Here is a 26,588-nt window from a genome sequence, read left to right as displayed (position 1 = left end):
TATATGATTTGCAAGTTAAGAGGAGAAGGATGGGAAAGCTTTTTATTCCTAAGTACTATGAAAGCATGAAGTATTACGTAGACCTTTATCATATAGCTCCTGGAGGCTACGCTGATTTATATGTCCATTCTATTCGTAACCCTTTAGGTCAGATAGTCGGCACACTCGATTACTTCATTGACAGAACAAGAACGGGAAATGAAAGAGTGCTCGCCCTTATTGCATCTAATTTATCAAACCAACGTGTAACCTCAGTTGTATTTTCCGAAAACGTCAAGAGAATAGTCGATGAAATACAGAGAAGAGGGCTAGGTCACCAGATTAGTGCCATTTTTTTGGCCATATCCGGTATAGCCTTACAGCATGGTTACCCACAAGACTTAGCAAATTGTTTTGGTGTACCTGTTTTTGCACCCGCAGGAGATATTGATATTCAAGAAATGGATGGTGGATTACCTGCTTGCGTTATTATAAGAAACGATCAACAAAACCAATTAAAATCATTTGTTTCCCACGGTGCTCCTACTGGTGGCCGCTTTTGGAAGGCATTCTGAGTTAGTAATTCAAGGCAATATTTCGAATGGGATACAGAACACCCATGAACGCCAGATAAATCAATGCATAGCAAAATCAATATAATCAGACATAGGTTACATGTTCTGTAAACAGCTCATCAATAGAGCATCTTTCTCGTCTTCTTGTGGCTTTTGCTCCAGCCCATTTATGTTCGATAGGATTTAAATCCGGGCTGTAAGGCGGAAGCCATTCTAACTGGCATCCATGATCAGCTATCGCTTTTAGCGTGTCACATCGTTTATGAAAAGAAGCATTATCCATCACAATCACTGCATTCTTTGGGATCTTCGGCAACAAATCTTGTGTCATCCAGGCATGAAACACATTCGCATTAATATTTCCGGCAAATACACTTAAGGTCACAAAGGTATTTTTAATGATGTATTGAATTCTTTCAATTATTCATCAAAAAAGTTAAATTCCATTTCCAGTGTTTTGCTAACTGACTCTACAAGCATATATTTCACCAACTTGAATTGAGTCGGCGTCCATATAACTATTTAGACCGCTTGCATAAAACTCGTTTGATTTATGTCAGCGATAAGTGTCGTGATTTTTGAATAAATGTTTTGGAAACAACCTATTAATATAGGGTATGAAATTTTCATGTAAATTGAATGGAGGTTTGTAATGTCCGCTAAGATTATTCCAGTACATTAATTTTCCCGAAGTAAATTCGGCCATACCTGCATAATAAACTGCTATGTTATGATATTCATCATATATAGTTTTGTAATAGGTTAACGAAGAGTGTCCATGCTGATCAAGGAAATCTGCCATACGAATAACACCTGGCTCATCTATACGATTAACAAAAACATATAACCCATTCGGTATTGTTTCCATTTTATTTTCCATGTTTATTAATATGTAGCTATCAGCTTTGCTTGGATTAAAACGTAGTTCATAAACTTCGTCATCATTAGCCTTTATATCCGATTCCATTGTATTAGGAAGGTGTTTCAATGAAGATATTTTCTGATATAAATCAGAAATCTTTTTTAACTGATTTTTTGTCAATGGAGCCATAACACAATCCCCTCACAACATAGACACATTATTAGTGCTTAAATACAACTAAACTGGTTGAATGTCAATCATTTCAAAAAAAGGGATTAGGTTAGCTACATAACTGATAAAAGCTTAAAGGGAAGAAAGCTTACTGTTTATAACAAATTGATTTTACATCGATTAACAGCTCCTTTTGGATTTTAGCCCATAAGCTTACTGTCGTATAATTCATTAAGCTTTATTATTATCACAGTGGGTAACAATCCCTTTATTATTCCTAAGCGAGCAGGATGATGATTTTTATTATCCTGCCAGAATCATGCTATTAAGCATCATCATGCACTTGTGTAAGGCGTTATACACTACATTACTTTTACTGATATTTGATAGTAAATTATCTGATTTTTGAGATAACGGGCATAATCAATTCACTCAAAACCCAAACAAAAATTATTATTTCTATGGTTTATATTATCGTTATGGTGGCTTTATATTGCCGAAAGTTAACTTATGGAAATTGATGTGTGTATTAAATCGTCTCACTTACCCACTGACTTTTGAGTGAGGTTTATTAGAGGGATTTATTTATACTAAATCGGATAGATAAATAATCTCTATGACATAGCAGTTATCATTTCAGTGTTCTATTAATGATGAAGTAATAAAAATTCTTATTTTGAATTATTCATCAAAAGGGGGGGTAAGATGAAAATTATATCTGGCGTAATTCTCGCACTATTATCTTTTTTATTAATGCCTTCACTATTTGCTGTTGAAAAGGGTGATAATATAGAAAATCAGCCTGTTTTTTCTGCTGAATACAATATGGAATTAAAGAATTCCTCTTTCTCTGAAAACAGTCTCATGATGGTTAAAAGAAGTACTGAATGCATGTATGACAGTGGTGCGGATCAGATAAATATTGCTCCTGGCAACGAGCAAAGTGCTTATTTAAAGGATAATGATAATTTATTTAGTGGTTGTACACGTGAAACCAAGTCGGTTGAGTGGGCTGTTTCTGCTGGAGCCATGAGGTGCATTTTGAGTTTTGAGCATGGATACGACTCAGGTTGGTATACCGTGATTAAAGGGTGTCAGGGTATTGTTCAGAGTGCCATTTGTAATGGAGATGCCAACTGCAATCAAATTAGAGTGTACGGAGGAGAGTCAAATATAGACATAAATGTGGAATTTCTCGTTCAGTGAATCCGGCAAATCTTCTCACCTTTTCCATTAATCTCTGATACAGTGACAGAAATAAGAAAAATCAACAAGTTATCTAAAGGTGGGATTTTCTCACCTTTTAGCCTCTGTAGGTCCATCTCTCCGTCGCTTGTGCTGCAACCTTCACTTACCGCTCACTAGATTTAAAAACAGCAGAAGAATTCAATGCATGTAGTGTATGTATGATACGTACATACAAGACATACACAATAATGTGAATGAGACTTTTAGGGTGATTAACGACAGGGATTCCTTGAGCTTAGGGAGTCACCGCTTTGGGAGGCTCCTTTTCTTGGCTTAATCAATCGGCTGAAAGTTTAGCTGATGAACCTGCCAGAGTGGAAACACGGGAGTTTCCCGATTTCAAATCGGAAAATGCTTTCAGGTGAGTTAAAGGGCAGGTTTCTGTCCTGTGGTGATTACTTTGTTCCCGATATCCTGTCAATGTAGTCGGCGAACCATTGCATTATTTCGCGGCGCTTATCAAGATATTGGGCATGGTTGTATATACTGCGGATACTGTTACGGTCAACATGCGCTAATTGACGCTCAATTAAGTCGTGGCTAAATCCATGCTCATTGAGAATAGTGCTGAATTGGTGCCGGAATCCATGCCCACTAACAATTCTATCATAGCCAATATGCCTTATTACCAACAGAACGGAGTTCTCGCTAATTGGCTTCTTCCTGTCATTTCTACCAGCGAAAACAAAATCGGAAATATGAGAGGTTATCGGGTGGAGAACCTTGAGTAATTCAACCACCTGATCTGACATTGGCACTACATGTAATTTCCGGTTCTTCATTATCTCAGGCTCAATAGTAATCAGTCTATTATCAAAATCAATATTGCTCCATACGAGACTGCGCAGTTCTTTAGTGCGCAGGGCTGTATATTGCAGAACTTGAGTAGCTATTTTTGAAATGATACTACCGGAATACGAAGATAATGCCTGATTAAAAAACGGGATTTGGTCTATTGTCAGGAATGGATAGTGCTTTTTCTTGTATCCAGTCATTGCACAGCTAAATCTGGTGCTGGATTATATTTCGCTCGTCCCGTTGCTATTGCATATCTAAATACTTCACCACATCTTCGCCTTGCCTTGCTCGCTCTTTCCATAGCGCCGCGCTCTTCGAAATAACGAATGACTTTAAGTAAAACCAACGGCTCTATTCTTTCCATAGTCTTATGACCAATAATGGGCAATATATCATTTTTAAACTCGTACCATTCTTTCTATATGACAGAAAATTATCGTCAACATGTGGGCATCCTCAGTGGGTATTTAAACCGATGCCCGCAAATATGCCCACACTTTGACGGTACAATCAAGTGATGCAAGGTGACGGCAGGTAATACTAATTGTATATAAAATAAGGTTTTTTGTGGTGAGGTAATGCGGATTGACTGGCTTCTGGCGTCCCCTGCAGGAATCGAACCTGCAATTAGCCCTTAGGAGGGGCTCGTTATATCCATTTAACTAAGGGGACAACAAAACGGGATACAGTATACCTGTTTTTCTTATCAGAGATAAGGTATGGCGAACTGTTTGCCTATATAATCATCATCTTTTTGATTACCATTAATGAAAAATTGGCAGTATATTTTACATATTGGGTGCATTAGCTGGTATGCGGCGTGATAGTTGATGTCTAAAAATAATTATGTGGAGAACAATATGAAGTATCGTCTGAGCGGGGTTGCTTTTACCGCACTCTTACTTGTGGGATGTGCCAGTTCATCGAATACGATGGAACAGGGGCGTTCTGATCCACTGGAAGGGTTTAACCGTGCTATGTTCAACTTTAATTATGATGTTCTCGACCCTTATGTTCTGCGCCCTGTTGCTGTCGCTTGGCGCAATTATGTGCCGATGCCCGCGCGAAATGGTATTGGCAATTTTATGAGTAATCTTGAAGAGCCGGCCAGTATGGTGAACAGTTTTTTGCGTGGCGATGTTCATGAAGGAGCAAAACACTTTAACCGTTTCTTTTTGAATACCCTCTTGGGAATGGGGGGGCTGATTGATGTTGCTTCTATGGCGAATCCCAAACTGGCAAAAGACGATCCCATGCGTTTTGGTACGACATTGGGGTACTACAATGTGGGGTATGGCCCCTATGTTGTTCTGCCCGGTTACGGCAGTTTTACATTGCGTGATGAAGGCGGTAACGTTGCGGATATGACTTATCCCGTGCTGAGTTATCTCACGGGATGGATGTCGGTAGGGAAGTGGGTGTTTCAGGGGATAGAAACCCGTGCCCGTCTGCTGGATTCTGACGGTCTGTTAAAAAATTCTTCAGATCCTTATTTGATGGTGCGTGATGCTTATTTCCAACGCCATGATTTTATGGCTAATGGCGGCCAGCTGGAACCCGAAAAAAATCCTAATGCGGCAAGCATTCAGGATGAATTGGATTCGATAGATTAATTCAGTCTCCATCCTTAAAAAGGATAGCTGGCTGCTATCCTTTTCAAGTGACGGCATTCGGTCAGAAAGAAGATTAGAACGTATAGTTAAAGTTCACACCATACAGCCATGCGGTTCCTTTGGAATCGAACTCATAGGGTGAATTGAAAGGTGAAGGAGCGTCCTCTTGCAGTTTTTCGCTAACGTGTACTTTCTTACCACGCATATAGGAAACGCCGACATCCACCGAAGCATCTTTAGTGAATGCGTAAGTGGTTCCTACGCTAAACCAGAAGCGATCCTGATCCGGAATAGAGATAGAACGATTTTTGGCGGGTACAGGGCTTTCATCGAAGGCGACACCGGTACGGAATGTCCAGTTATCGTCATAGTAATAAGTGGTACCCAGCGAGATACGGTAGGCATCACGGAAACCTTCGTGTTTGTGGAATAAGGTGTCTCCGGTCTCTTTGCTTTTACCTCGTAACTCTTTGAATTCGCTCCAGCCTGTGTACAGGAGGCTATAGTGAATTGCCCATTGTGGTGCAACACGATTATAGCCTGAGAGTTCCCACATATCAGGTAAATTCAAATCCAGTTGGCCTTTAATGGTTTTACCATTAAGGCCATTTAAGTGTCCTGGTATATATGGCAAATCATTACTGTAATCGCCATTTTTGAATTTAACTTTGACTTTTGAGCGGTAGGTCAGGCTATAACGGTTATTTTCATCATATTGATACAGGAGTCCTGCGTTCCAGCCATAACCCCAATCTTTACCTTCCAGTTTGGCTGCTTCAGCAGACGCGGGAATTGTGATTGGTATTCCTGCCGCGTGAAATTGTTTAGTTAGGGCAGGACCTGTTTCACCCATATGGCGAATGATTGCAGCATCGGCATAAACGGCATTGACACCTAAGCCAAAGCTGAACTGATCATTGAACTTGTAAGCACCACTTAGGTTTAGGTTCACGGTTTTCAGATCAGTCTTACCGCCAATTGGGCCGGCAGGATAATTATTGCTGAAACTGGTCGCCAGACCAAAGTTAGACGTTGCTGATGCGCCAACATACCACTGATCATTGATCGGGGTAATAAAATGCAGGTTTGGGATCCATGCATGTGGTGCAATATTTTTCGCATCGGTGCTATTTTTGGTGAGAGGTGAGTTTCCGGTAATATCAACATCTGGATTGACATATACCAAACCACCAGAAAACGCTGGGTGAGCGAATAAGGTCATGGCCGCAGGGTTGCGACTTCCTACGGAAGCGTTATCTGCAACGGCGCCTGCTCCAGAAAATGCACGACCTAGTCCTGATGATGAATATTCATTCAATTGAAAACCGGCAGCACTAGCGTTGGATGAAAGGATTGCAACCGCCACTGCTAATGCTGAACGTGTAAATAGGTTTTTCTGGCTCATAACCAAAACCTCATTGTTTAATTATTATTAACATGCTACTCAAGTAGCTGAGAGCGCGGGATTGTAGGGTCGGTTTATCGTAATGACAAATCAGACCAGTGCACGAAGTATAGGCCTGATAATAGAGTATGTTGCAAGAATGTTTTTTAAATATATCCAAAATGATTCTTAAATTGGGACTTGATTAACAAAAAATCGACAATCTCCGTTAATGAAGTGTAAATAAATTTTTGTTGATGTGGTCAGATCAATAAATAGTGAGATAATTGGCTTGAAACAGCGCAAATGCTGGTTATCGTCAGTCAGGAGCACGTAGAATTATCTGCAAATTTTTATCGTTGGAGAAATGAAATGTCTGATGCGATTAACCGTTGTAGCGCCAATGAAACGGCTGCTTGCTGCTGTGTTGATGTGGGAACAATCATTGACAATGAAGATTGCACTGCGTCTTACCAGCATATTTTTGCCCGTGAACAAGACGCTCAGGTTATGCTTAATTCATTGATTAAAAAGGCAAAAGAAGTTGAATCTGAACCTTGTATTATACGCCACAAGCTCGAAGCGATTGAGGGTGGAATGCAATTATCTGTGGATTTCATCTTTAGTTGTCAAGCAGAAGCCCTCATCTTTCAGTTAGGTTTGCGTTAATTTACGCTAAACAACGGTTTTCTCATTGTTTTATCATGACAATAGTGAGAAAACCGCATGTAACCGATTGTAAATCATTGCCTTTTCTTTGTACTCTTGTCGCATATTCTTCGTTTAAGTTGTATAAATTATAAATAATTTAAAATTGAGTTTGCTCTCATTTTTAGTTTATTCCTGTTTGCTATTTTCCAACATTGCGTTAACAATGCATCATCAGGTCTGACCTCTTATAAGGTGAGTCAATTTTTTTAATCAATCAATTGATTTAGTTAATAATAATGTTCAGGAGTTGCTATGGGTCGTTCTTCAACAAAAGTCACACCGCAAAAGGAACGTGTCGCTATTGTCAGCGGGTTGCGCATCCCTTTTGCGAAGCAGGCAACTTTTTACCACGGTATTCCGGCTGTTGACTTGGGAAAGGCTGTCGTCAGCGAGCTGGTCATCAGGAGCGGTTTGTCGCCTGAGAAGATCGACCAATTAGTTTTTGGGCAGGTTGTCCAAATGCCGGAAGCCCCCAATATTGCAAGGGAAATTGTTTTAGGCGCAGGCTTAAGTGTGAATACGGATGCCTATAGTGTTTCCCGTGCCTGTGCGACCAGTTTTCAGGCAATTGCAAATGTGGCTGAAAGTATCATGGCGGGCACCGTCAATGTGGGCATTGCTGGAGGAGCGGATTCCTCATCCGTTTTGCCCATTGGTGTGACTAAATCATTAGCCCGCACTTTAGTTGACCTGAACAAAGCCAAAAGCCTCGCCCAACGATTAAAATTACTCAGCCGGTTGAAATTGCGTGATTTATTGCCTGTCTCTCCGGCGGTTGCCGAATACTCCACGGGATTGAGAATGGGGGATACCGCAGAGCAGATGGCAAAGACCTACCACATCAGCCGCGAAGATCAGGATGCCTTAGCGCACCGTTCCCATGTATTGGCTGCTCAAGCTTGGGAGCAAGGGTTTTTGCAACAGGAAATCATATCAGCCTATTTCCCGCCATACAGCCAGACATTGGCAGAAGATAACAACATCAGAAAAAATTCAACGTTGGCTTCTTATGCCAAATTGCGTCCGGCTTTTGATCGCAAATATGGCACCGTGACTGCGGCAAACAGCACGCCACTGACGGATGGTGCAGCCGCCGTGATGTTAATGCGCGAATCGGTTGCCAAAGCACTCGGCATGACGCCGCTGGGATATTTACGCAGTTATGCGTTTTCTGCTATTGATGTTTGGCAGGATATGCTACTGGGGCCGTCTTATGCCACACCGCTGGCACTGGATCGTGCCGGTATCACACTGAATGAACTCACTCTCATCGATATGCACGAAGCCTTTGCTGCGCAAACCCTCACGAATCTAAACATGTTTGCCAGTGAAAAATTTGCCCGTGAAAAATTGGGGCGCACTCAGGCAATAGGTGAAGTGAATATGGATAAATTCAATGTGTTGGGAGGCTCCATTGCTTATGGGCATCCATTTGCGGCGACCGGAGCCAGAATGGTGACCCAGACGTTGAATGAATTGCGTCGCCGTGGTGGTGGGTTTGGGTTAACGACAGCTTGTGCCGCAGGTGGTTTGGGTGCAGCAATGGTCTTGGAGGTGGAATAATGGTTCAGGCTGAAAAAGCAACGGTGATCTCAGCAGCAATGCAACCGGAACAATCGGTATTCAGTTTTTCTGTCAGGGATGACAAGGTGGGGATCATCACCATTGATGTGCCGGGAGAGAAAGTTAACACACTGAAAGCCGAATTTGTCGATCAGTTCTTGGTCATATTTGAAAAAGCCCAACAAGTTTCAGATCTGAAAGGGCTGGTTATTATCTCCGGTAAGCCAGATACCTTTATTGCTGGTGCCGATATTAGCATGATAGCTCACTGCCAATCCCCGCAAGAAGCGACAGAGCTGGCTGAAAAAGGGCAAAAACTCTTTGCGCAAATCGCCGATTATTCTTTACCGATTGTGGCCGCGATCCATGGTGCGTGCTTAGGCGGTGGGCTGGAGTTGGCATTGGCTTGTCATGCGCGCATCTGTTCCTTGGATGAGAAAACCCGCCTTGGTTTGCCGGAAGTTCAGCTTGGCCTATTACCGGGTTCAGGCGGGACGCAGCGATTACCGCGTTTGATTGGTGTCAGCGCTGCTCTGGATATCATATTGACCGGGCGACAGCTTAAGGCAAAACAGGCGCAACGGTTAGGCGTGGTCGATGACGCAGTTCCTTTGGATATCTTGCTGGATGTTGCTGTGCAATATATTAAAAAGGGCAATGTTAAAAAAGGCATCGTGAAGCGTAAGCCATTGGCCTGGTCGCAGCGTATGCTGGCGAGTACCTTGGGCAGGCCGTTATTATTCTCGATGGTGCACCAAAAAACGCGAGAAAAAACCCGTGGTCATTATCCCGCGCCAGAGAAAATTATCAATGTAATCCGGGCTGGCTTAGAAAAAGGATCGGAGAAAGGTTTTCAGCTTGAAGCCAAAGCATTTGGTGAGCTGGCGATGACGCCAGAATCAGCAGCATTGCGCAGCCTGTTTTTTGCTTCTACGGCGTTAAAAAATGAAACCGGTTCTTCAGAGCCGCCTGCCGAAATTAAACAGGTGGGGATTCTGGGCGGAGGCTTGATGGGGGGCGGTATTGCCAATGTCACCGCGACACGAGGGAACCTGCCTGTTCGCATTAAAGATATTAATGAAAAAGGCATCAATCAAGCACTGAAATATACTTGGGATCGCCTTTCCAAGCGGGTAAAACAGCGTCGATTAAAATCAGGTGAGCGTTCTCGCCAGATGTCCCTGCTATCAGGAACCACAGATTACAGTGGATTTCAGCAAGCGGATATTGTCGTTGAAGCGGTATTTGAAGATTTAGTTTTGAAACGCAAAATGGTTGCTGAAATTGAAGAGTATACGAAACCCGAAACTATCTTTGCGTCTAATACCTCTTCATTGCCTATTCACAAGATCGCTGAAGTGGCGACTCGGCCAGAGCAGGTCATTGGTCTTCACTATTTTAGCCCGGTAGATAAAATGCCATTGGTGGAAGTTATTCCCCATGCAGGAACGAGTGAAAAAACGATTGCCACTGCCGTGGCCTTGGCGAAGAAACAGGGAAAAACCGCCATTGTTGTCGGGGATAAAGCGGGATTCTATGTCAACCGGATTCTGACCCCCTACATTAATGAAGCGGGTTATTGTTTAGTGGAAGGTGAGCCTATTGAACATATCGATAGTGCATTGACAAACTTCGGCTTTCCGATTGGCCCCATCAATTTGCTGGATGAAGTGGGTATCGATGTCGGCACCAAAATCATCCCTATCTTGGTAGAACAATTGGGGAGCCGATTTGCCGCGCCGGAGATGTTGGCTGCCATTTTGCAGGATGACCGGAAGGGCAAGAAGAATGGGCGCGGTTTCTATTTATATGCACGTAAAAAGCGCGCATTCTGGCCTTTTGGGAAAAAAGCTAAAAAAGAAGCAGACGCATCGGTTTATGCTTTATTAAATATCAAACCTGCGATAAAAATGTTGCCTGCTGATATCGCCCAGCGTTGTGTGATACTGATGCTGAATGAAGCCGTGCGCTGTTTGGAGGAAGGTATTATCAGAAGTCCCCGTGATGGCGATATTGGGGCGGTATTTGGCATCGGATTTCCGCCATTCTTGGGCGGGCCATTCCGGTATATTGATAAACTTGGCAGTGATAAAGTGGTCGAAATTTTACGTCGTCTGGCATCGCAATATGGGGAACGGTTTGTCCCTTGTGAATATTTAGTCCAGATAGCTGAACAGAAAAAGAAATTTTACGCATAACTTAAAACCAGACGGTGGATTATGTATGTTTTTATTATGCGTCATGGTGATGCTGCTTTAGATGCAGTCAGTGATGCAGCACGGGAATTGACACCTCGCGGGTGTCAAGAATCACAAAAAATGGCTGGTTGGCTTTCGCAGCAACCATCTGGCATTGATTGTGTATTGGTCAGTCCTTATATCCGTGCAGAACAAACGTTAAAGGTCGTGCGAGAAAATGTGGCGCTGCCTGACAATGAAGAAATACTGGCTGAATTAACGCCATCGGGGGATGCAGCGCTGGTTGCCAGCTATTTACACGTTTTGTTAACCCAAGGGCACCAATCCGTATTGGTGGTTTCCCATTTACCGTTAGTCGGTTATTTGGTTTCTGAGCTTTGCCCTGGGCAAACTCCCCCGATGTTTGCCACATCCAGCATTGCTTGTGTCGAGCTGGATCACCAAACAGAAAAAGGCTGTCTGTTATGGCAAACATCTCCGGCGCAATTGGCGGCGAAATTGTGATCAATTCATCTTAATTATCCGGCAATATAATTAACGCTGCGTAACTTCATCGGCCTCGACCAAAATGAGTAACGCAGCGTTCCCTCCCCACGCTTTAGGCGCTTGATGAAAGGCAATAATATCCGGGTGCTGGGCCAGCCATAACGGTGCTTGTTGCTTGAGAATATGTTTACCGTGGCCATGCATAACACAGGCACAATAGACATGTTCGCGACGACAGGCAGCGATTAATGCCCCGATTTCTTGTTTGGCTTGTAACTGAGTGAGTCCATGTAAGTCCAGAAAAAGCTCAGGGGAATAATCTCCTCGCCGCAATTTCTTTAATTCATAATGACTGGCCCCTTCCCGAATATAACGGGTCGAGCCTTCCATATCCAAATTGGGCTGGAACTCATCGGAAAAATAGTAACTGGCATCGGCCTGTTCCTGCATTAAGCGTTCAGGGGCAACATGGCTAATTTTTTTTCTTTTCGGTGGATGGGAAACGGTATCTTGCGCAATGCGACGGGTTCCCGCAACAGATGTTCTGAATAGACTGATGTCTTCTGGGTTTAATTGATCTTTTTTCTTCATCACACGTTCATTTACTCACAACTTTTGGCAAGTGTACCTGATTTTTTGTGATTTTTCTTGGAAGCTATCATTTTAAGTAACAAATTGTTCACAAAATGATTTGACAATTAGGTTTGGTTATAAAATAAATGTATATACAACTTGAGGTTTGAGTCCAACAAGAAAAGAAAAATAACAGGATAGTAAAATGTCAATCGAATTAAGAGACACTGATGTCATATGGCGTAATGCCAGACTTGCCACCATGAACCCTGCCATGAAAGGCATTAGTGATAAAAGCAGTTACGGCATGTTGGAACAGCATGATCTGATTGTACGGGATGAAAAAATTCTGGCGATTTTGCCGACCGCCAGCGTTCCTGCCAACCTATGCAAAATCATTGACGCAGGGCAGCGGCTAATAACACCGGGTTTAATCGATTGCCATACCCACTTAGTTTTTGGTGGCAATAGAGCCTCTGAGTGGGAGCAGCGCCTGAATGGGATTTCTTATGAAGAAATCAGCGCAAAAGGAGGCGGAATTAATTCCACCGTCAATGCCACCCGTAATAGTTCCGCCCAACAGTTAGAAATTGTGTCTCAGAAACGTCTTAATGCCTTGATGGCCGAAGGGGTGACGACGATTGAAGTGAAATCCGGTTATGGGCTGGATCTGGCAAATGAAGAGAAACAGTTGCAGGTTGTACGGGCATTGGCAAAGAAAAATCCCATCGAAATTAGCCCGACATTACTTTCTGCTCATGCCGTCCCGCCTGAATATAAACAGGATCCTGATGCCTATATCGAACTCGTTTGTGATTCCATCTTGCCCACCCTCTGGCAAAAACAGTTATTCGAAGCCGTCGATGTATTTTGTGAGACGGTGGGTTTCAACCTGAACCAGACCAAGCGTCTTTTTGCCACCGCAAAGCGTCTGAATATTCCCGTAAAAGGCCATGTTGAGCAACTTTCCAATTTGGGAGGAAGTGAGCTGGTGGCTGAATATCAAGGTTTATCCGTTGATCATATCGAGCATTTGGATGAAAAAGGTATTGAAGCGATCAGCCGTAGCGGGACGGTGGCGGTATTACTGCCGGGGGCATTTTATTTCCTGAGGGAAACACAACGTCCCCCGATTGCCTTATTGCGCCAATATGGTGTCCCAATGGCGATTTCAACCGATTTTAATCCCGGAACCAGTCCTTTTGCTTCTTTGCGCCTGATCATGAATATGGCTTGCGTACAGTTTGGTTTAACGCCAGAAGAAGTATGGCAGGGCGTCACCGTTCATGCCGCTCAGGCATTGGGGCGGGCGAAGAGTCATGGGCAATTGGCGGCGGGTTTTATGGCAGACTTCATCATGTGGGAGGCTCAGGATCCCGTTGATATCTTATACGAGTTAGGCCATAACCCGTTGGTTTATCGTGTTTATCATGGCGAAATTAGCAATAATTCAGGGCGATGGGGGGAAAAAATATGAACTTATGGCAGCCAACATCAGAAAACATTTGGCAAGGGCGCAATGATCTTGCCGAAGCCAATAACGCCTTACGGCTATTCCAGACAATAAAACAGCCCGCCCGTTTCTCCCCCGCAGAATTTCCCCATCACATTGCGCTATTGGGATTTGAATGTGATGAAGGCGTCAAACTCAATCAGGGGCGTCCGGGCGCGAAAGCGGGGCCGGAATATTTGCGCCAGTCGTTGGCAAATCTGGCAAGTTATGAGGGTCATGACAGGTTGGTGGACCTGGGCAATATTCGCGCCAATCCGGGGGAACTGAGTGGGGCACAAGAGGCGCTCAGTGATGCTGTCTATCAATGCCAGCAGCATACTATGAAGACGCTGATTTTTGGTGGCGGGCATGAAACGGCCTTTGCGCATGGAATGGGAATTTACCGGGCGTTTCCGGGGCAGCGTGTCGGTATCATTAATTTTGATGCGCACTTGGATCTGCGAAATTCGCCACAGCCGACATCCGGCACTCCATTTCGGCAACTTGCCCATTACTGCCGGCAACATCAACGCCCGTTTAATTACAGTTGTGTTGGCGCCAGCTTGGCATCAAATACTCAGGCATTACTGGATGAAGCTAATCATCTTGATGTCACCATTATTTGGGATACCCACTGCGTTGAATCCATGTTGGATAAGGTACAGCAGCAACTCCAGGCTATCATTAATCAGGTTGATATCATTTATATGACGATCGATCTGGACGTGCTGCCCATTTGGCAAATGCCCGCCGTTTCTGCGCCCGCGGCATTGGGCGTTCCGCTGGAACGTTTATTGCCGTTGGTTCAACTCATCTGTCAGAGCAAAAAATTGCAGGCTGTCGATTTAGTGGAGCTTAACCCTTTGTATGATATTCAGGGCATGGGGGGAAAAGCCGCCGCTCGCCTTGCATGGCAGTTGGTACACTGGTGGAGCAGATAGGCTGGGTCATCCGTTGGAGAGAAAACCGTGAGAAGGAAAGGATAGTGACAGACGATTTACCGGATAGCGATTTACCAGATACAAATGCCAAACCCGTGCCTTTGTATGCGAAAGTCAAGCAAGCAATTATTGAAAAGATCTATACCGGGGAGTGGAAACCGCATGATCGGGTTCCTTCGGAAGCGGAATTGGTCAAGCAATTTAACTGTAGCCGTATGACGGCTAATCGGGCATTGAGGGAGTTAACGGCAGAAGGTTTTCTGTTTCGTTTGCAAGGCGTCGGGTCGTTTGTTTCTGAGCCGAAAGGACAGTCTGCATTATTTGAAATTCACAGTATTGCTGATGAAATTGCGGCTCGCGCTAACCGGCATCGCAGCAAGGTGCTGAAACTCGCTGAAGTGAACGCCAATATCACTCAGGCTGCGGAATTCAGCATTGCGGTAGGAGCCCCTCTCTATCATTCCATCATTATCCATTATGAAAATGAGGTGCCGGTACAAATTGAAGATCGCTATGTCAATGTTCAGGCGGCACCAGACTATTTGCGGCAAGATTTCCGTCAGCAAACGGCCCATGATTACTTATCTCACGTCGCGCCATTGACAGAAGGGGAGCATATTGTTGAAGCTGTGGCGGGAGATGCACTCTCATGCCGGTTATTGCAAGTTGAGGCCAATACGCCTTGCTTGTTAATCAGCCGGCGAACCTGGTCGAAAGCATTTATTGTTTCCAGTGCCAAATTATTGTTTCCCGGACATCGATATAAGTTGAAAGGGCGTTTTAATTCATAGCCTTTCTACTTAAGCCACAAAAATTAAACCGCAAAAACCTCTTTTTCCCTTGTGGGATGGAAGAGGTTTTTTATTGGTTTTTTATGAAGCATTGTGACAATAATGTAAAATCAATGTGATATTAAACACAAAACCAGCAAAAATATTTCCCGATTTATCACGAAGTAAATCAATGTCATTTGATTGATTTATATAATAAATAGTATCTTTTCCCGCATTATTAACTTTATCTCCGTCACATTTTTGCCTATTGAATATACATGTATATACAACTATAAAATTAACAAAATTCACAACGATGAAACAGGAAAAAATCGTGACGATACAAAATAATAAATTTAGCAACACAATCATTCGCTCTCCCAGAGGAACGCAACTCACAGCAAAAAGTTGGTTAACCGAAGCACCACTTCGTATGCTCATGAATAATCTTGATCCCGATGTGGCGGAAAATCCCTGCGAACTGGTTGTCTATGGCGGTATTGGTCGTGCCGCCAGAAACTGGGAATGCTATGAAAAAATCGTTGAAACCCTGACGAATCTGGAAAATGACGAAACCCTGCTGGTGCAATCAGGTAAACCGGTGGGCGTGTTCAAAACCCATGAAAACGCCCCGCGAGTATTAATTGCCAACTCGAATCTGGTTCCACACTGGGCGACATGGGAACACTTTAACGAACTGGATGCCAAAGGGCTGGCAATGTATGGTCAGATGACTGCCGGTAGCTGGATATACATCGGCAGTCAGGGCATTGTGCAGGGCACTTACGAAACGTTTGTGGAAGCCGGCCGCCAGCATTACAACGGTAATTTGGCCGGGCGCTGGATACTGACTGCGGGCTTGGGCGGCATGGGCGGAGCACAGCCATTGGCGGCAACACTGGCCGGCGCGTCTTCATTAACGATAGAGTGCCAACAGAGCCGCATTGATTTTCGTCTGCGTACCCAATATGTCGATGAGCAGGCTCTTGATCTTGATGATGCCTTGGCGCGTATTGCACGTTATACCCAAGAAGGTAAAGCCGTATCGATAGCATTGTGTGGTAATGCGGCCGAGATTTTACCTGAGTTAGTCCGCCGTGGCGTGCGCCCGGATATGGTGACCGACCAAACCAGCGCCCATGATCCATTACATGGTTATTTGCCGGCCGGTTGGACATGGGAAGATTATTGCCGCCGCGCCGAAAGTGAACCCGACGTGGTGATCCAAGCGGCAAAAGCTTCTATGGCCGTGCATGTTGAAGCCATGCTGGCGTTCCAGAAACAGGGCATACCGACGTTCGATTATGGCAATAACATTCGCCAAATGGCGAAAGAGTCGGGTGTTGAACACGCCTTTGATTTCCCCGGATTTGTACCTGCCTACATTCGTCCTCTGTTCTGCCGTGGCATCGGGCCTTTCCGTTGGGCGGCACTCTCTGGTGATCCAGAGGATATTTATAAAACCGATGCCAAAGTCAAAGAACTGCTGCCGAACGATGCCCATTTACACCGTTGGTTGGATATGGCGAGAGAGCGTATCAGTTTCCAAGGATTGCCCGCCCGTATTTGCTGGGTGGGATTGGGCGATCGCGCCAAATTGGGGCTGGCATTCAATGAAATGGTTCGCCGTGGGGAACTTTCTGCGCCCATCGTGATTGGCCGTGACCATTTGGATTCCGGCTCTGTTGCCAGCCCGAATCGTGAAACGGAATCCATGCAGGATGGCTCGGATGCGGTTTCTGACTGGCCTCTGCTGAATGCCTTACTGAATACGGCGGGTGGCGCGACATGGGTTTCCCTGCATCATGGCGGTGGGGTGGGGATGGGGTTCTCGCAACACTCCGGCATGGTCATTGTTTGTGATGGCACCGACGAAGCGGCTGAACGTATTGCCCGTGTATTACACAATGATCCGGCAACAGGCGTGATGCGTCATGCTGATGCGGGTTATGAGTTGGCTATTCAGTGTGCGAAAGAGCAGGGATTAAACCTGCCAATGTTAAACCTGCCAGTGATCGATGCAAAATAAGGGGCGTTGTTAAAATGAAAAATATCACTATTCATCCGGGGAAAATGACGCTTGAAGAATTACGCCATGTTTATCAGCATCCTGTTCACATCCGTTTGGACGAACAATGCGTTCCTGCCATTGAGAACAGCGTCGCTTGTGTGAATCGCATCATCAGCGAAAATAGAACGGCTTATGGGATTAATACCGGTTTTGGTTTGTTGGCAAATACCCGTATTGCTGCGCAGGATTTAGAAGAGTTACAGCGTTCTATTGTATTGTCACACGCTGCGGGCGTGGGTGAGCCTCTGCCGGATGATATTGTCCGGTTGATTATGGTGTTGAAAATCAACAGCCTTGCCCGTGGCTATTCCGGCATTCGTCTGGACGTGATTGAGGGATTGATTGCCTTGGTTAACGCCGACGTTTATCCCTGTATCCCAGGCAAAGGTTCAGTCGGGGCTTCCGGCGACTTAGCGCCACTGGCACATATGAGCCTGTTATTATTGGGAGAAGGCCAAGCCCGCTATCGGGGGGAATGGCTGCCCGCGAAAGCGGCACTGGAAAAAGCGGGGCTGAAGCCGATTTCTCTTGTTGCGAAAGAAGGGCTGGCACTGCTCAACGGGACACAGGCTTCTACCGCCTTTGCCTTGAAAGGGCTGTTTGCCGCCCAAGATTTACTGGCATCAGCGGTGGTCTGTGGTGCCTTGTCCGTTGAAGCTGCGCTGGGTTCCCGTAAGCCGTTTGATGCGCGTATCCATGACGCACGCGGTCAGAAAGGTCAAATTGATGTGGCCGCGCTTTACCGTTGGGTATTGGAAGAACAAAGCGGGATTTCTCAGTCGCATAATAATTGCCCGAAAGTTCAGGACCCTTATTCATTACGCTGCCAGCCACAAGTGATGGGTGCCTGTTTAACCCAAATCCGCCATGCGGCTGATGTCATTATGGTTGAAGCCAATGCAGTTTCTGATAATCCGCTGGTCTTTACCGAAGAAGATGAAGTGATTTCTGGTGGTAATTTCCATGCTGAACCCGTCGCGATGGCAGCGGATAATTTGGCACTCGCGTTGGCAGAAATGGGTTCATTGTCAGAACGCCGCATTGCTTTGCTGATGGATAGCAATATGTCGCAGTTACCCCCATTCTTAGTTGAGAACAGCGGCGTGAACTCCGGTTTCATGATTGCCCAAGTGACGGCGGCTGCGCTGGCAAGTGAGAACAAAGCATTGGCGCATCCTTCCAGTGTCGATAGTCTGCCAACATCTGCTAATCAGGAAGATCACGTTTCAATGGCACCCGCCGCAGGCCGTCGCTTATGGGAAATGGCAGATAACGTGCGTGGGATCTTAGCGATTGAATGGTTGACGGCGTGTCAGGGGATGGATTTCCGTCATGGCTTGAAGAGCAGTCCGGTTTTGGAAAAAGCCCGCCATATTCTCCGCGACAAAGTGGCGCATTATGATAAAGATCGCTTTTTCGCCCCGGATATTGATGCGGCAATCCAGTTGTTGGCTGAACAGCAACTTTCTGCCTTGTTGCCCGCTGGCAATATCTTAGAAAATTAAGTACAAACACATCGTCTGAGGCCGGATAAAATCCGGCCTCATCGTCGTATTTATCTTTTTCAATCCAATAATAAAAGACACAAGGATAAATCATGCAAAACATCTCACAACTCAAGCGAGGGTTAAGCGTTCGCCACATTCGATTTATGGCACTGGGTTCGGCGATTGGCACCGGTCTTTTCTATGGTTCAGCCGGCGCTATTAACGCTGCGGGACCCGCGGTATTGCTGGCTTATATCATCGGGGGTGCCGCCGTTTTCATGGTCATGCGGGCATTGGGGGAAATGGCGGTGCATCGTTCTGCACCGGGATCGTTCTCTTATTATGCGACTCACTACTTAGGGCCATTAGCGGGTTTTCTGACCGGATGGACTTACGTCTTTGAAATGTTAATTGTTTGTCTTGCTGACGTCACCGCATTCGGCATCTACATGAAGCTCTGGTTTCCCCATGTTGACCAGTGGATTTGGGTACTGGGCATTGTCTTTTTTATTGGGGCAATAAACCTCTGTAACGTCAAGGTCTTTGGGGAAATGGAGTTTTGGCTGTCCATTATCAAAGTGGTTGCGATTATTGCGATGATTATCGGCGGTTTCGGCATCATGCTGTATGGATTCGGTCAGGAAGCCGAACAGGCCACAGGCCTATCGAACTTATGGCAACATGGCGGATTTATGCCAAACGGTGTTGCAGGCGTGATTGCTTCGTTTACGGTCGTGATGTTTGCTTTTGGTGGCATTGAAGTCATCGGTATCACGGCCAGCGAAGCCAAAAATCCGGAACAATCCATCCCACGCGCCATTAATGCTGTCCCATTCCGTATCTTACTGTTCTATGTCCTTACGCTGTTTGTTTTGATGTGCATTTATCCGTGGAATCAAGTGGGGCAAAATGGCAGTCCGTTTGTTCAGATATTCTCCAGTTTTGGCATTGATTTCGCTGCCAATATCTTGAATGTTGTCGTGATTACCGCAGCAATTTCTGCGATCAACAGTGATATTTTTGGCGCCGGGCGGATGATGTATGGTATGGCGCGGGAAAAACAAGCTCCGGCCTCGTTTACCCGGCTGACGAAAAACGGCGTGCCGTGGGTGACGGTGTTAACGATGTCAGGGATCTTGCTGGTGGGGGTGGTGTTGAATTATCTGCTGCCAGAAAAAGTTTTCATCATCATTGCATCTATCGCAACATTTGCCACCGTCTGGGTCTGGCTGATGATTTTGCTGTCACAATATACCATGCGTCGGAAAATGCCGGCAGAAGAGGTTAAACAGCTTAAATTCCCCGTCCCCTTCTGGCCGGTTGCGCCTACTTTAGCCATTGCTTTTATGGCATTTGTGATTGCCGTATTAGGCTATTTCCCCAATACTCGAATCGCATTGTACGTTGGGATCATGTGGATAGCATTATTAACCCTCAGCTATTATTTATGGGTGAAAAAACGCGGAAGCTGATTTGTGTTCGGGATCATGACAGACTAACAATCTGATATACTCGCCGCACTTCAAGAGGCATTGATTATCTCCCACAATGCAGGGAGATAATCCGCGGCGTTTGTTTTGCGGGCTGCAACCTGAAGGTTATAGAGTATCTATCTTTTTTGTTATTTGGAGGTGTTTTTTGGATAAGATTTTAGCCGATGAGGCTGTTGCCGAGCTGCATACCATCCTTGATATGTTGCGTTGGTCTGCCAGCCGTTTTAACGAAGCGAATATCTATTGTGGGCATACTTCATGTCATCCGTGGGATGAAGCTTTGCAATTAGTGCTTCCTACATTGCACTTGCCTCAGGATATTCCAGATTCAATGATGGCTTCACGTCTGACATCAACCGAACGCCAGCGCATTGTGGAATTGGTCATGCTCCGGGTTAATGAACGTGTTCCTGTGGCTTATCTGACCAATCAGGCCTGGTTCTGTGGCCATGAATTTTATGTCGATGAGCGGGTTTTGATTCCACGTTCACTGGTGAGATATGTGATTGACAACCAATTTGAAGGGCTTATCTCACATCAACCATCGACCATTTTGGATCTTTGTACTGGCAGCGGTTGTATTGCCATAGCCTGTGCCTATGCCTTCCCGGAAGCGGAAGTGGATGCGGTTGATATTTCGCCGGATGCGTTGGCCGTTGCAGAGATCAATATAGAGAACCACCGGCTTTCCCAGCAGGTAATCCCGATCCGTTCAGATCTGTTTCATGATATGCCACCCGTGAAATATGACATCATTGTGACTAACCCGCCTTATGTCGATGAGGAAGATCTCAGTGATTTTCCTGAAGAATATCGTCATGAACCTGAGTTAGCGATGGCGGCGGGTGTTGATGGATTGCAGTTGGTTCTTCGTATTCTGGCGACCGCCCCGGATTTCCTTGCGGAAGATGGCATCCTGCTCTGTGAAGTCGGTAACAGTATGGTTCACCTGATTGAGCAATACCCTGACGTTCCCTTTAAATGGCTGAAATTCGACCATGCTTATGGTGATGGTGTTTTCGTGCTGACTCGCCAGCAGCTTGTTGAATATCACGAATATTTCCAGCAATTCAAAGCGTAATATTTTTCACACCACGCAATGGTTAAAACTAATATCCCATGACATTAAACAGGTTTTCATCATCGTGATAGCGTGTCATCTTGTCCTGCGTGTCGTGCGGGACAAGATTGACGCCTTTCATTTTGAAACGCGATTTAAAGTCAAATAAAATTACTGAAATAAGATAGGTTTTAATCATTGGGTGAGTTATTGTTATTCGCTCTCATTTTTAACGCATAAATAATGATGGCAGGGTAGGAATAGGCATGGCAGGAAATAGTATTGGGCAGTTTTTTCGTGTCACCACATTTGGTGAATCCCACGGCGTCGCACTGGGATGTATTGTTGATGGTGTTCCACCCGGCATTGCGATCAGCGAAGCTGATTTACAAATCGACCTGGACAGGCGTCGTCCGGGCACTTCCCGTTATACGACCCAGCGCCGCGAACCCGATCAAGTCCGCATTCTTTCTGGTGTGTTTGACGGCGTGACAACAGGCACCAGCATTGGCCTGATGATTGAAAACACCGATCAGCGTTCACAAGATTACAGTGCGATCAAAGATGTCTTCCGCCCAGGTCATGCTGACTATACCTACGAACAGAAATATGGCTTGCGCGATTACCGTGGCGGCGGGCGTTCATCTGCCCGTGAAACCGCCATGCGCGTTGCCGCAGGGGCCATTGCTAAAAAATATCTATTCGAAAAACACGGCATTCTTATACGTGCCTGCCTGACGCAGATGGGCGATATTCGTTGTGAATTGCAAGACTGGGATCTGGTTGAGCAGAATCCTTTTTTCTGTCCTGATGCCAGTAAATTGACCCAGCTTGATGAATTACTTCGGACGCTGAAAAAAGAGGGCGATTCTATCGGTGCGAAAGTCAGTGTGGTGGCTGAAAACGTCCCGGTGGGATTGGGTGAGCCGGTTTTTGACCGTCTGGATGCCGATATTGCCCACGCCTTGATGAGTATCAACGCGGTAAAAGGGGTTGAAATCGGTGACGGTTTTGGTGTTGTCAATTTACGTGGCAGCGAAAACCGTGATGAAATCACGACGCAGGGCTTTACCAGTAATCATGCCGGCGGCATTTTGGGCGGTATTAGCAGCAGCCAGCCGATTGTTGCCCATATCGCTCTGAAACCGACCTCCAGTATTATGGTGCCGGGCAAAACGATTAATCGTCAGGGAGAGGAAGTGGATATGGTGACGCGTGGCCGGCACGATCCTTGTGTGGGTATCCGTGCGGTGCCGATCGCAGAAGCCATGATGGCGATTGTCCTGATGGATCACTTACTGCGTCAGCGGGCACAATGCGCCGATGTGATACCCCCGCTTCCACGTTAATAGGAAATGATTCATGGAATGGTCATTATTGGGGCCGGAAATTTACGGTCTCCTGTTTTTGGTTGCGATGGTTGCCGGGTTTATCGATTCTATTGCCGGCGGGGGTGGATTATTGACTATTCCCGCGCTGCTCTCGGTCGGCATTTCTCCTGTCCAGACACTGGCAACCAATAAATTACAGGCAGTAGGCAGCTCTTTCTCTGCCAGCCTTTATTTTATCCGCCGTGGTGTCGTGGATTTACGCTCCCAGCGTTTTGCTATCATCATGACGATAATTGGCGCCATGTTAGGGGCTTTGCTGGTTCAATTTGTGTCAGCGGATTTTCTGCGTTATTTATTGCCGGCACTAGTGATCATTATCGGCCTCTATTTTCTATTGATACCGAATATTGGCGCAGAAGACCGGCATCATCGTCTTGGTTCAATTGCATTTGGCTGCCTTGCCGGATGTGGAATTGGGTTTTACGATGGCGTGTTTGGGCCAGGAACGGGATCTTTTTTCGCACTCTCTTATGTCATGCTTTGTGGCTACAATTTGGCAAAAGCAACGGCTCATGCCAAGGTACTGAACTTTGCCTCTAATATCGGTGCGTTGGGGTTCTTTATTCTTGGTGGGCAGGTCTTATGGCTGGTAGGGGTTGTGATGCTGATGGGGCAAATCATTGGTGCGCGGTTAGGGGCGAGCTTAGTATTGAGCAAAGGGCAGAAACTTATCCGTCCGATGTTGGTGAGCATCTCTTTTTTGATGAGCATCAAACTTCTTTATGATCACCACGGAGAGACTATTCGTTCTTGGCTGGTGTTTTATTTTTGATTTAGGGTTCGGCATTAATACATGACTGCACATCATTATCAACAACTGATTGAAATTTTTGATAATTGCTTTAGCAATGACTATAACACCCGTTTGATAAAAGGTGATGATGAGCCGATTTATCTGCCGGCAGATGATCAAGTGGACTATCACCGGATCGTGTTTGCCCACGGATTTTATGCCAGTGGATTACATGAAATTTCTCATTGGTGTATTGCGGGTGAAGCGCGTCGCAAACTGATCGATTTTGGTTACTGGTATTGCCCTGACGGGCGTGATGCCCAAACGCAGGAAGCGTTTGAAAAAGTGGAGATTAAGCCGCAATCGCTGGAATGGTTATTCTGCGTCGCAGCCGGATTTCCCTTCAATATCAGTTGTGACAACCTTGAAGGCGATTTTGAGCCAGATCGCCTTGCTTTTCAGCGGAAAGTGCATGCCCAAGTCATGCAATACCTTGAAAATGGCATACCCACACGAGCAGCACGCTTTATTCAAGGTCTGCAATCGTTTTACAATACGCCGGCACTAAAAGCAGCGCATTTTCCTTATCCGGAAGATCCCTTTGCTAATTGAATTTGATTTTGAGGAAAAAATAATGCTCGCAGAGTTTGAAACACGCATTCTGGCGCAAATTGATGATAGGGTTGAACACGCCAGTGATGACGAATTATTTGCTGGTGGATACCTCCGCGGGCATCTGACATTAGCTGTTGCTGAACTGGAGCAAGAAGGCGCAAATACGGTTGAACAGCTCCATCAGCGTGTTGAAGAAAGCATTCACAAAGCGATTAAAGCGGGTGAACTGGCTCCACCTGATCAGATATTGGTTTTGACAACCTGGCAAGCACTGCTGGAGAGTGTAAAAGCCTAACATACCTGAGCTTCGTTTAAGAAGGGAACTAAAGTGCCTGAGGCACGATCAAAGTTTTTGCTAAAGAAAACAAAATCGTGGAGAGCCTCAGGCATGTATCATTTAGAAGAACTTTACTGCTGCGTCGATGACTTTTGCCAAAAATTTATCCCTCTCTGGCATCAACATAGAAACGGTTATTGATCAGCTCAAAAATATTTCTCAGATCGAGCATTCAAGACATCGCAGTCAGCTCGGTTTTCTGCTGGAAATCGCCGCAGGCCTCATTGCTTATACATTCCAACCTAAAAAACCACGTTTGAATCTACGGGATAATGATATCGCTATTCTTAAACGAAGCTGAGGTTAAAATAGAACGGTTATGGCAATCATTGCATGAAACGGTCACACGAAATCATTGTTGCCAGTACATGTGGCAATTGATCAAAAAAATTAAGATCTTTTTGAATACAGCCTCAGCAAGTAGCTGGAAAGGAATAGGAAATATGGAAGTCTCATAATTATGAAAAGGTATTTAGAATTTTTAGAACAGATACTGTCTGTGTATCACTGATCAGCGCGCATTTTCCATCCGAATAAGTACTAAACCCGCTTTGCTGTGCAGCGCAGGTACGTGCATTAAAAACCTCATCGAGTTGTATTAAAGCAGAATCGAAAAAAGGGCGGCTTAAGTTATCTGGACTATGTTTCAGTCTGTATGCCTGACGCACAAATTCAACATTCTTACTGTTACTGAAAAATTCCTGCATTGCATGTTTGTCACCAGAAAGTAGTCCTTTAGCACCGTGCTCAGAAATATTCAGTGCAGCTATATTCTGGTAATGATTAAGACGAGTGAGGGATTCTTTCAGATTTTTCATCGCACCGGATGAAGCTTCTTTTGCCTGCCTATTAAGCATTATCAATTGTCCATATGACTGAACTGATGACGCCCTCTCAGACAAAAACTCTGGAAACAACTGCGATTCATAACGGTCGAATTCTTCACTGAAAAAGTCTGGATGTAATTTACCAATTATATACTGATGGAATAGCTGAACCATTTTTGAATGAATTTTATCAATCATCATTCGCACTTACTGATATATAAATTAAAGATATTCCTTACATTATCGCTTGCATAGGAAACTACAGGCAAAAGCTTATTGAGATGTTCTAAAGCATCAGTAAAGGTAAAAATATTTTTTTCCTCAACGCACCAAATAATCTGTTCAATCATGTCGCATATGAGAATATCAGCAAGAGCCCGTGCCGAATATGGATCCCCTGCATGTTCAGATATAAATATTTTTTCATAATCATCAGAAACATGTGCAATAGAATATTTATATATTAACTCCTCCGTCTGTTGATTTGTTATTAATGCTATGTTTTTCCTATCTTTAATCGGCACACCAGTATTACCATACATGGAATCGGAATCATAAATAGAGTGAAGAATACCGGCGTTTATCACGTTCATATCACAGCCGGCTTTTTTTAAAAGGTGGCCAGTTTGGATAAGATGTGCAGTATGATGACGGTAATAGACTTTGTTTCTGCCTATCTCATACTTAGTAGAAATATCTTTTATCAATTTCATTTATCACCATATGTATGTTTATATAAATTTGAAACGTCACGATCATTATCGAGTAGTACATCAAACATAGGAATAAACTTTACAAAGACAGCTACTAGAAATACGGATATACAAGAGAAAATAAGCGCTGTAGAGTAGCTATATTTTGAAACTATGTACGGAATAACTAATAAACCAAAAGGATTTCCTAAACCAATGATACAGTTATGTATAGTCTGAATTTTCACTCGGTGTTCTTCAGGAATGGCGATAGATCTGCTAGCTTCAACACTAACATTATTCATTACAATGACCACGCCCATAAAGAACACTAACACTGACCAGGCCCAAACATTCACACTCAATGAGAGCATCAGGAAAGAAAAAGAAAGGGTAAAGAAAGATACTATGACCACCTTAGACTTTCCTATGAAATGCTCAGCTTTTTGTTGAATATATAAAGAGGAGGTTATAGCACCTAATGCTGCGCACCCTTCAATTAACCCAATAAATAT

25 protein-coding genes, 1 tRNA gene and 3 pseudogenes are annotated in these 26,588 nt (G+C 44.8%); 20 read left to right on the top strand and 9 right to left on the bottom strand.

All coding sequences use genetic code 11. From position 1 onward, the window contains the following. Nucleotides 1–554: hypothetical protein (locus tag PSI15_RS13455; RefSeq protein WP_273583966.1), on the top strand; the 554-nt coding region annotated here is incomplete at its 5' end. 85 nt (nucleotides 555–639) lie between these two features. On the opposite strand, the gene PSI15_RS13450 is transcribed toward PSI15_RS13455, so the two are convergent. Beyond that, on the bottom strand, nucleotides 640–939 hold the full coding sequence (locus PSI15_RS13450) for a transposase (RefSeq protein WP_273583965.1): 300 nt from the start codon (nucleotides 937–939) through the stop codon (nucleotides 640–642). Nucleotides 940–1,110: 171 nt separating this feature from the next. After that, on the bottom strand, nucleotides 1,111–1,605 hold the full coding sequence (locus PSI15_RS13445; protein WP_273583964.1) for a hypothetical protein: 495 nt from the start codon (nucleotides 1,603–1,605) through the stop codon (nucleotides 1,111–1,113). A 687-nt stretch (nucleotides 1,606–2,292) separates the two neighbouring features. On the opposite strand from PSI15_RS13445, the gene PSI15_RS13440 reads away from it, so the two are divergent. Beyond that, on the top strand, nucleotides 2,293–2,793 hold the full coding sequence (locus PSI15_RS13440) for a hypothetical protein (protein WP_273583963.1): 501 nt from the start codon (nucleotides 2,293–2,295) through the stop codon (nucleotides 2,791–2,793). Between the two features lie 437 nt (nucleotides 2,794–3,230). Here PSI15_RS13440 and PSI15_RS13435 read toward each other — a convergent pair. Both PSI15_RS13435 and PSI15_RS13430 read right to left on the bottom strand, forming a co-directional pair. Then, nucleotides 3,231–4,051, bottom strand: a pseudogene (locus PSI15_RS13435) (tyrosine-type recombinase/integrase); the annotation flags it as partial. A 179-nt stretch (nucleotides 4,052–4,230) separates the two neighbouring features. Continuing rightward, nucleotides 4,231–4,305 (bottom strand) — tRNA-Arg (locus PSI15_RS13430). A 188-nt stretch (nucleotides 4,306–4,493) separates the two neighbouring features. Between PSI15_RS13430 and mlaA the strand changes: the two genes are divergently transcribed. Next, nucleotides 4,494–5,246 carry a phospholipid-binding lipoprotein MlaA gene (gene mlaA, locus PSI15_RS13425; protein ID WP_273583962.1) on the top strand — a complete coding sequence of 251 codons (753 nt, stop codon included), beginning with the start codon at nucleotides 4,494–4,496 and terminating at the stop codon, nucleotides 5,244–5,246. 73 nt (nucleotides 5,247–5,319) lie between these two features. On the opposite strand, the gene fadL is transcribed toward mlaA, so the two are convergent. Beyond that, a complete protein-coding gene (gene fadL, locus PSI15_RS13420; protein WP_273583961.1) occupies nucleotides 5,320–6,651 on the bottom strand; it encodes a long-chain fatty acid transporter FadL in 1,332 nt (443 codons plus the stop codon). 351 nt (nucleotides 6,652–7,002) lie between these two features. Here fadL and PSI15_RS13415 point away from each other — a divergent pair, with 351 nt between their 5' ends. The 4 genes from PSI15_RS13415 to sixA all read left to right on the top strand — a co-directional run bounded on the left by PSI15_RS13415 (nucleotide 7,003) and on the right by sixA (nucleotide 11,606). Continuing rightward, nucleotides 7,003–7,299, top strand: a complete 297-nt coding sequence (locus PSI15_RS13415) for a YfcZ/YiiS family protein (RefSeq protein WP_273583960.1) — start codon at nucleotides 7,003–7,005, stop codon at nucleotides 7,297–7,299. Between the two features lie 294 nt (nucleotides 7,300–7,593). Next, a complete protein-coding gene (gene fadI, locus PSI15_RS13410; protein ID WP_273583959.1) occupies nucleotides 7,594–8,904 on the top strand; it encodes an acetyl-CoA C-acyltransferase FadI in 1,311 nt (436 codons plus the stop codon). Then, nucleotides 8,904–11,102 (top strand): fatty acid oxidation complex subunit alpha FadJ, encoded by a 2,199-nt coding sequence (fadJ, locus tag PSI15_RS13405; protein WP_273583958.1) that lies wholly within the window; start codon nucleotides 8,904–8,906, stop codon nucleotides 11,100–11,102. Before fadI ends, fadJ begins: the two co-directional genes overlap by 1 nt. Nucleotides 11,103–11,123: 21 nt before the next feature. Then, the gene (gene sixA / locus PSI15_RS13400) at nucleotides 11,124–11,606 is read left to right on the top strand and encodes a phosphohistidine phosphatase SixA (RefSeq protein ID WP_273583957.1); all 483 of its coding nucleotides are present in this window, start codon (nucleotides 11,124–11,126) and stop codon (nucleotides 11,604–11,606) included. A 30-nt stretch (nucleotides 11,607–11,636) separates the two neighbouring features. On the opposite strand, the gene smrB is transcribed toward sixA, so the two are convergent. Next, a complete protein-coding gene (smrB, locus tag PSI15_RS13395) occupies nucleotides 11,637–12,179 on the bottom strand; it encodes an endonuclease SmrB (RefSeq protein WP_273583956.1) in 543 nt (180 codons plus the stop codon). 187 nt (nucleotides 12,180–12,366) lie between these two features. Here smrB and hutI point away from each other — a divergent pair, with 187 nt between their 5' ends. The 13 genes and pseudogenes from hutI to PSI15_RS13330 all read left to right on the top strand — a co-directional run. Then, a complete protein-coding gene (hutI, locus tag PSI15_RS13390; protein ID WP_273583955.1) occupies nucleotides 12,367–13,638 on the top strand; it encodes an imidazolonepropionase in 1,272 nt (423 codons plus the stop codon). Next, nucleotides 13,635–14,594 carry a formimidoylglutamase gene (hutG, locus tag PSI15_RS13385; RefSeq protein ID WP_273583954.1) on the top strand — a complete coding sequence of 320 codons (960 nt, stop codon included), beginning with the start codon at nucleotides 13,635–13,637 and terminating at the stop codon, nucleotides 14,592–14,594. The genes hutI and hutG overlap by 4 nt, the downstream gene beginning before the upstream one ends. Beyond that, nucleotides 14,564–15,385, top strand: a complete 822-nt coding sequence (hutC, locus tag PSI15_RS13380) for a histidine utilization repressor (protein WP_273583953.1) — start codon at nucleotides 14,564–14,566, stop codon at nucleotides 15,383–15,385. Before hutG ends, hutC begins: the two co-directional genes overlap by 31 nt. 316 nt (nucleotides 15,386–15,701) lie before the next feature. Further along, a complete protein-coding gene (gene hutU / locus PSI15_RS13375) occupies nucleotides 15,702–17,396 on the top strand; it encodes a urocanate hydratase (protein ID WP_273583952.1) in 1,695 nt (564 codons plus the stop codon). 14 nt (nucleotides 17,397–17,410) lie between these two features. Further along, the gene (hutH, locus tag PSI15_RS13370; protein ID WP_273583951.1) at nucleotides 17,411–18,943 is read left to right on the top strand and encodes a histidine ammonia-lyase; all 1,533 of its coding nucleotides are present in this window, start codon (nucleotides 17,411–17,413) and stop codon (nucleotides 18,941–18,943) included. A gap of 92 nt (nucleotides 18,944–19,035) precedes the next feature. After that, nucleotides 19,036–20,397, top strand: coding sequence for an amino acid permease (locus tag PSI15_RS13365; RefSeq protein ID WP_273583950.1), 1,362 nt, complete (start codon nucleotides 19,036–19,038; stop codon nucleotides 20,395–20,397). A 166-nt stretch (nucleotides 20,398–20,563) separates the two neighbouring features. Next, nucleotides 20,564–21,499: a 50S ribosomal protein L3 N(5)-glutamine methyltransferase gene (prmB, locus tag PSI15_RS13360; protein ID WP_273583949.1), complete on the top strand. Its 936-nt coding sequence runs from the start codon at nucleotides 20,564–20,566 to the stop codon at nucleotides 21,497–21,499. A 245-nt stretch (nucleotides 21,500–21,744) separates the two neighbouring features. Continuing rightward, the gene (gene aroC / locus PSI15_RS13355; RefSeq protein ID WP_273583948.1) at nucleotides 21,745–22,827 is read left to right on the top strand and encodes a chorismate synthase; all 1,083 of its coding nucleotides are present in this window, start codon (nucleotides 21,745–21,747) and stop codon (nucleotides 22,825–22,827) included. A gap of 13 nt (nucleotides 22,828–22,840) precedes the next feature. Then, a complete protein-coding gene (locus tag PSI15_RS13350; protein WP_273583947.1) occupies nucleotides 22,841–23,641 on the top strand; it encodes a sulfite exporter TauE/SafE family protein in 801 nt (266 codons plus the stop codon). A 21-nt stretch (nucleotides 23,642–23,662) separates the two neighbouring features. Continuing rightward, nucleotides 23,663–24,214: an elongation factor P hydroxylase gene (locus PSI15_RS13345; RefSeq protein ID WP_273583946.1), complete on the top strand. Its 552-nt coding sequence runs from the start codon at nucleotides 23,663–23,665 to the stop codon at nucleotides 24,212–24,214. Nucleotides 24,215–24,236: 22 nt separating this feature from the next. Further along, complete coding sequence (locus tag PSI15_RS13340; RefSeq protein ID WP_273583945.1) at nucleotides 24,237–24,512, top strand: YfcL family protein; 276 nt, start codon at nucleotides 24,237–24,239, stop codon at nucleotides 24,510–24,512. A 166-nt stretch (nucleotides 24,513–24,678) separates the two neighbouring features. Further along, a pseudogene (locus tag PSI15_RS13335) lies at nucleotides 24,679–24,855 on the top strand (transposase); the annotation flags it as partial. Between the two features lie 4 nt (nucleotides 24,856–24,859). After that, a pseudogene (locus tag PSI15_RS13330) lies at nucleotides 24,860–25,012 on the top strand (IS630 family transposase); the annotation flags it as partial. Here the strand turns inward: PSI15_RS13330 and PSI15_RS13325 are convergent. From PSI15_RS13325 to PSI15_RS13315, 3 genes are all read right to left on the bottom strand, one after another. Continuing rightward, on the bottom strand, nucleotides 25,013–25,582 hold the full coding sequence (locus PSI15_RS13325) for a hypothetical protein (protein ID WP_273583944.1): 570 nt from the start codon (nucleotides 25,580–25,582) through the stop codon (nucleotides 25,013–25,015). It lies immediately after the preceding pseudogene. After that, entirely contained in the window at nucleotides 25,579–26,094 is a 516-nt protein-coding gene (locus tag PSI15_RS13320) for a DUF6817 domain-containing protein (RefSeq protein ID WP_273583943.1), read from the bottom strand. Before PSI15_RS13320 ends, PSI15_RS13325 begins: the two co-directional genes overlap by 4 nt. Continuing rightward, nucleotides 26,091–26,588: MFS transporter (locus PSI15_RS13315; RefSeq protein WP_273583942.1), on the bottom strand; the 498-nt coding region annotated here is incomplete at its 5' end. The genes PSI15_RS13320 and PSI15_RS13315, both read right to left, overlap by 4 nt.

Source organism: Xenorhabdus sp. PR6a, assembly GCF_028599065.1.
In the GTDB taxonomy this organism is placed as follows: Bacteria; Pseudomonadota; Gammaproteobacteria; order Enterobacterales; family Enterobacteriaceae; genus Xenorhabdus; species Xenorhabdus doucetiae.
This window is presented reverse-complemented; position numbering and strand designations above follow the sequence as displayed.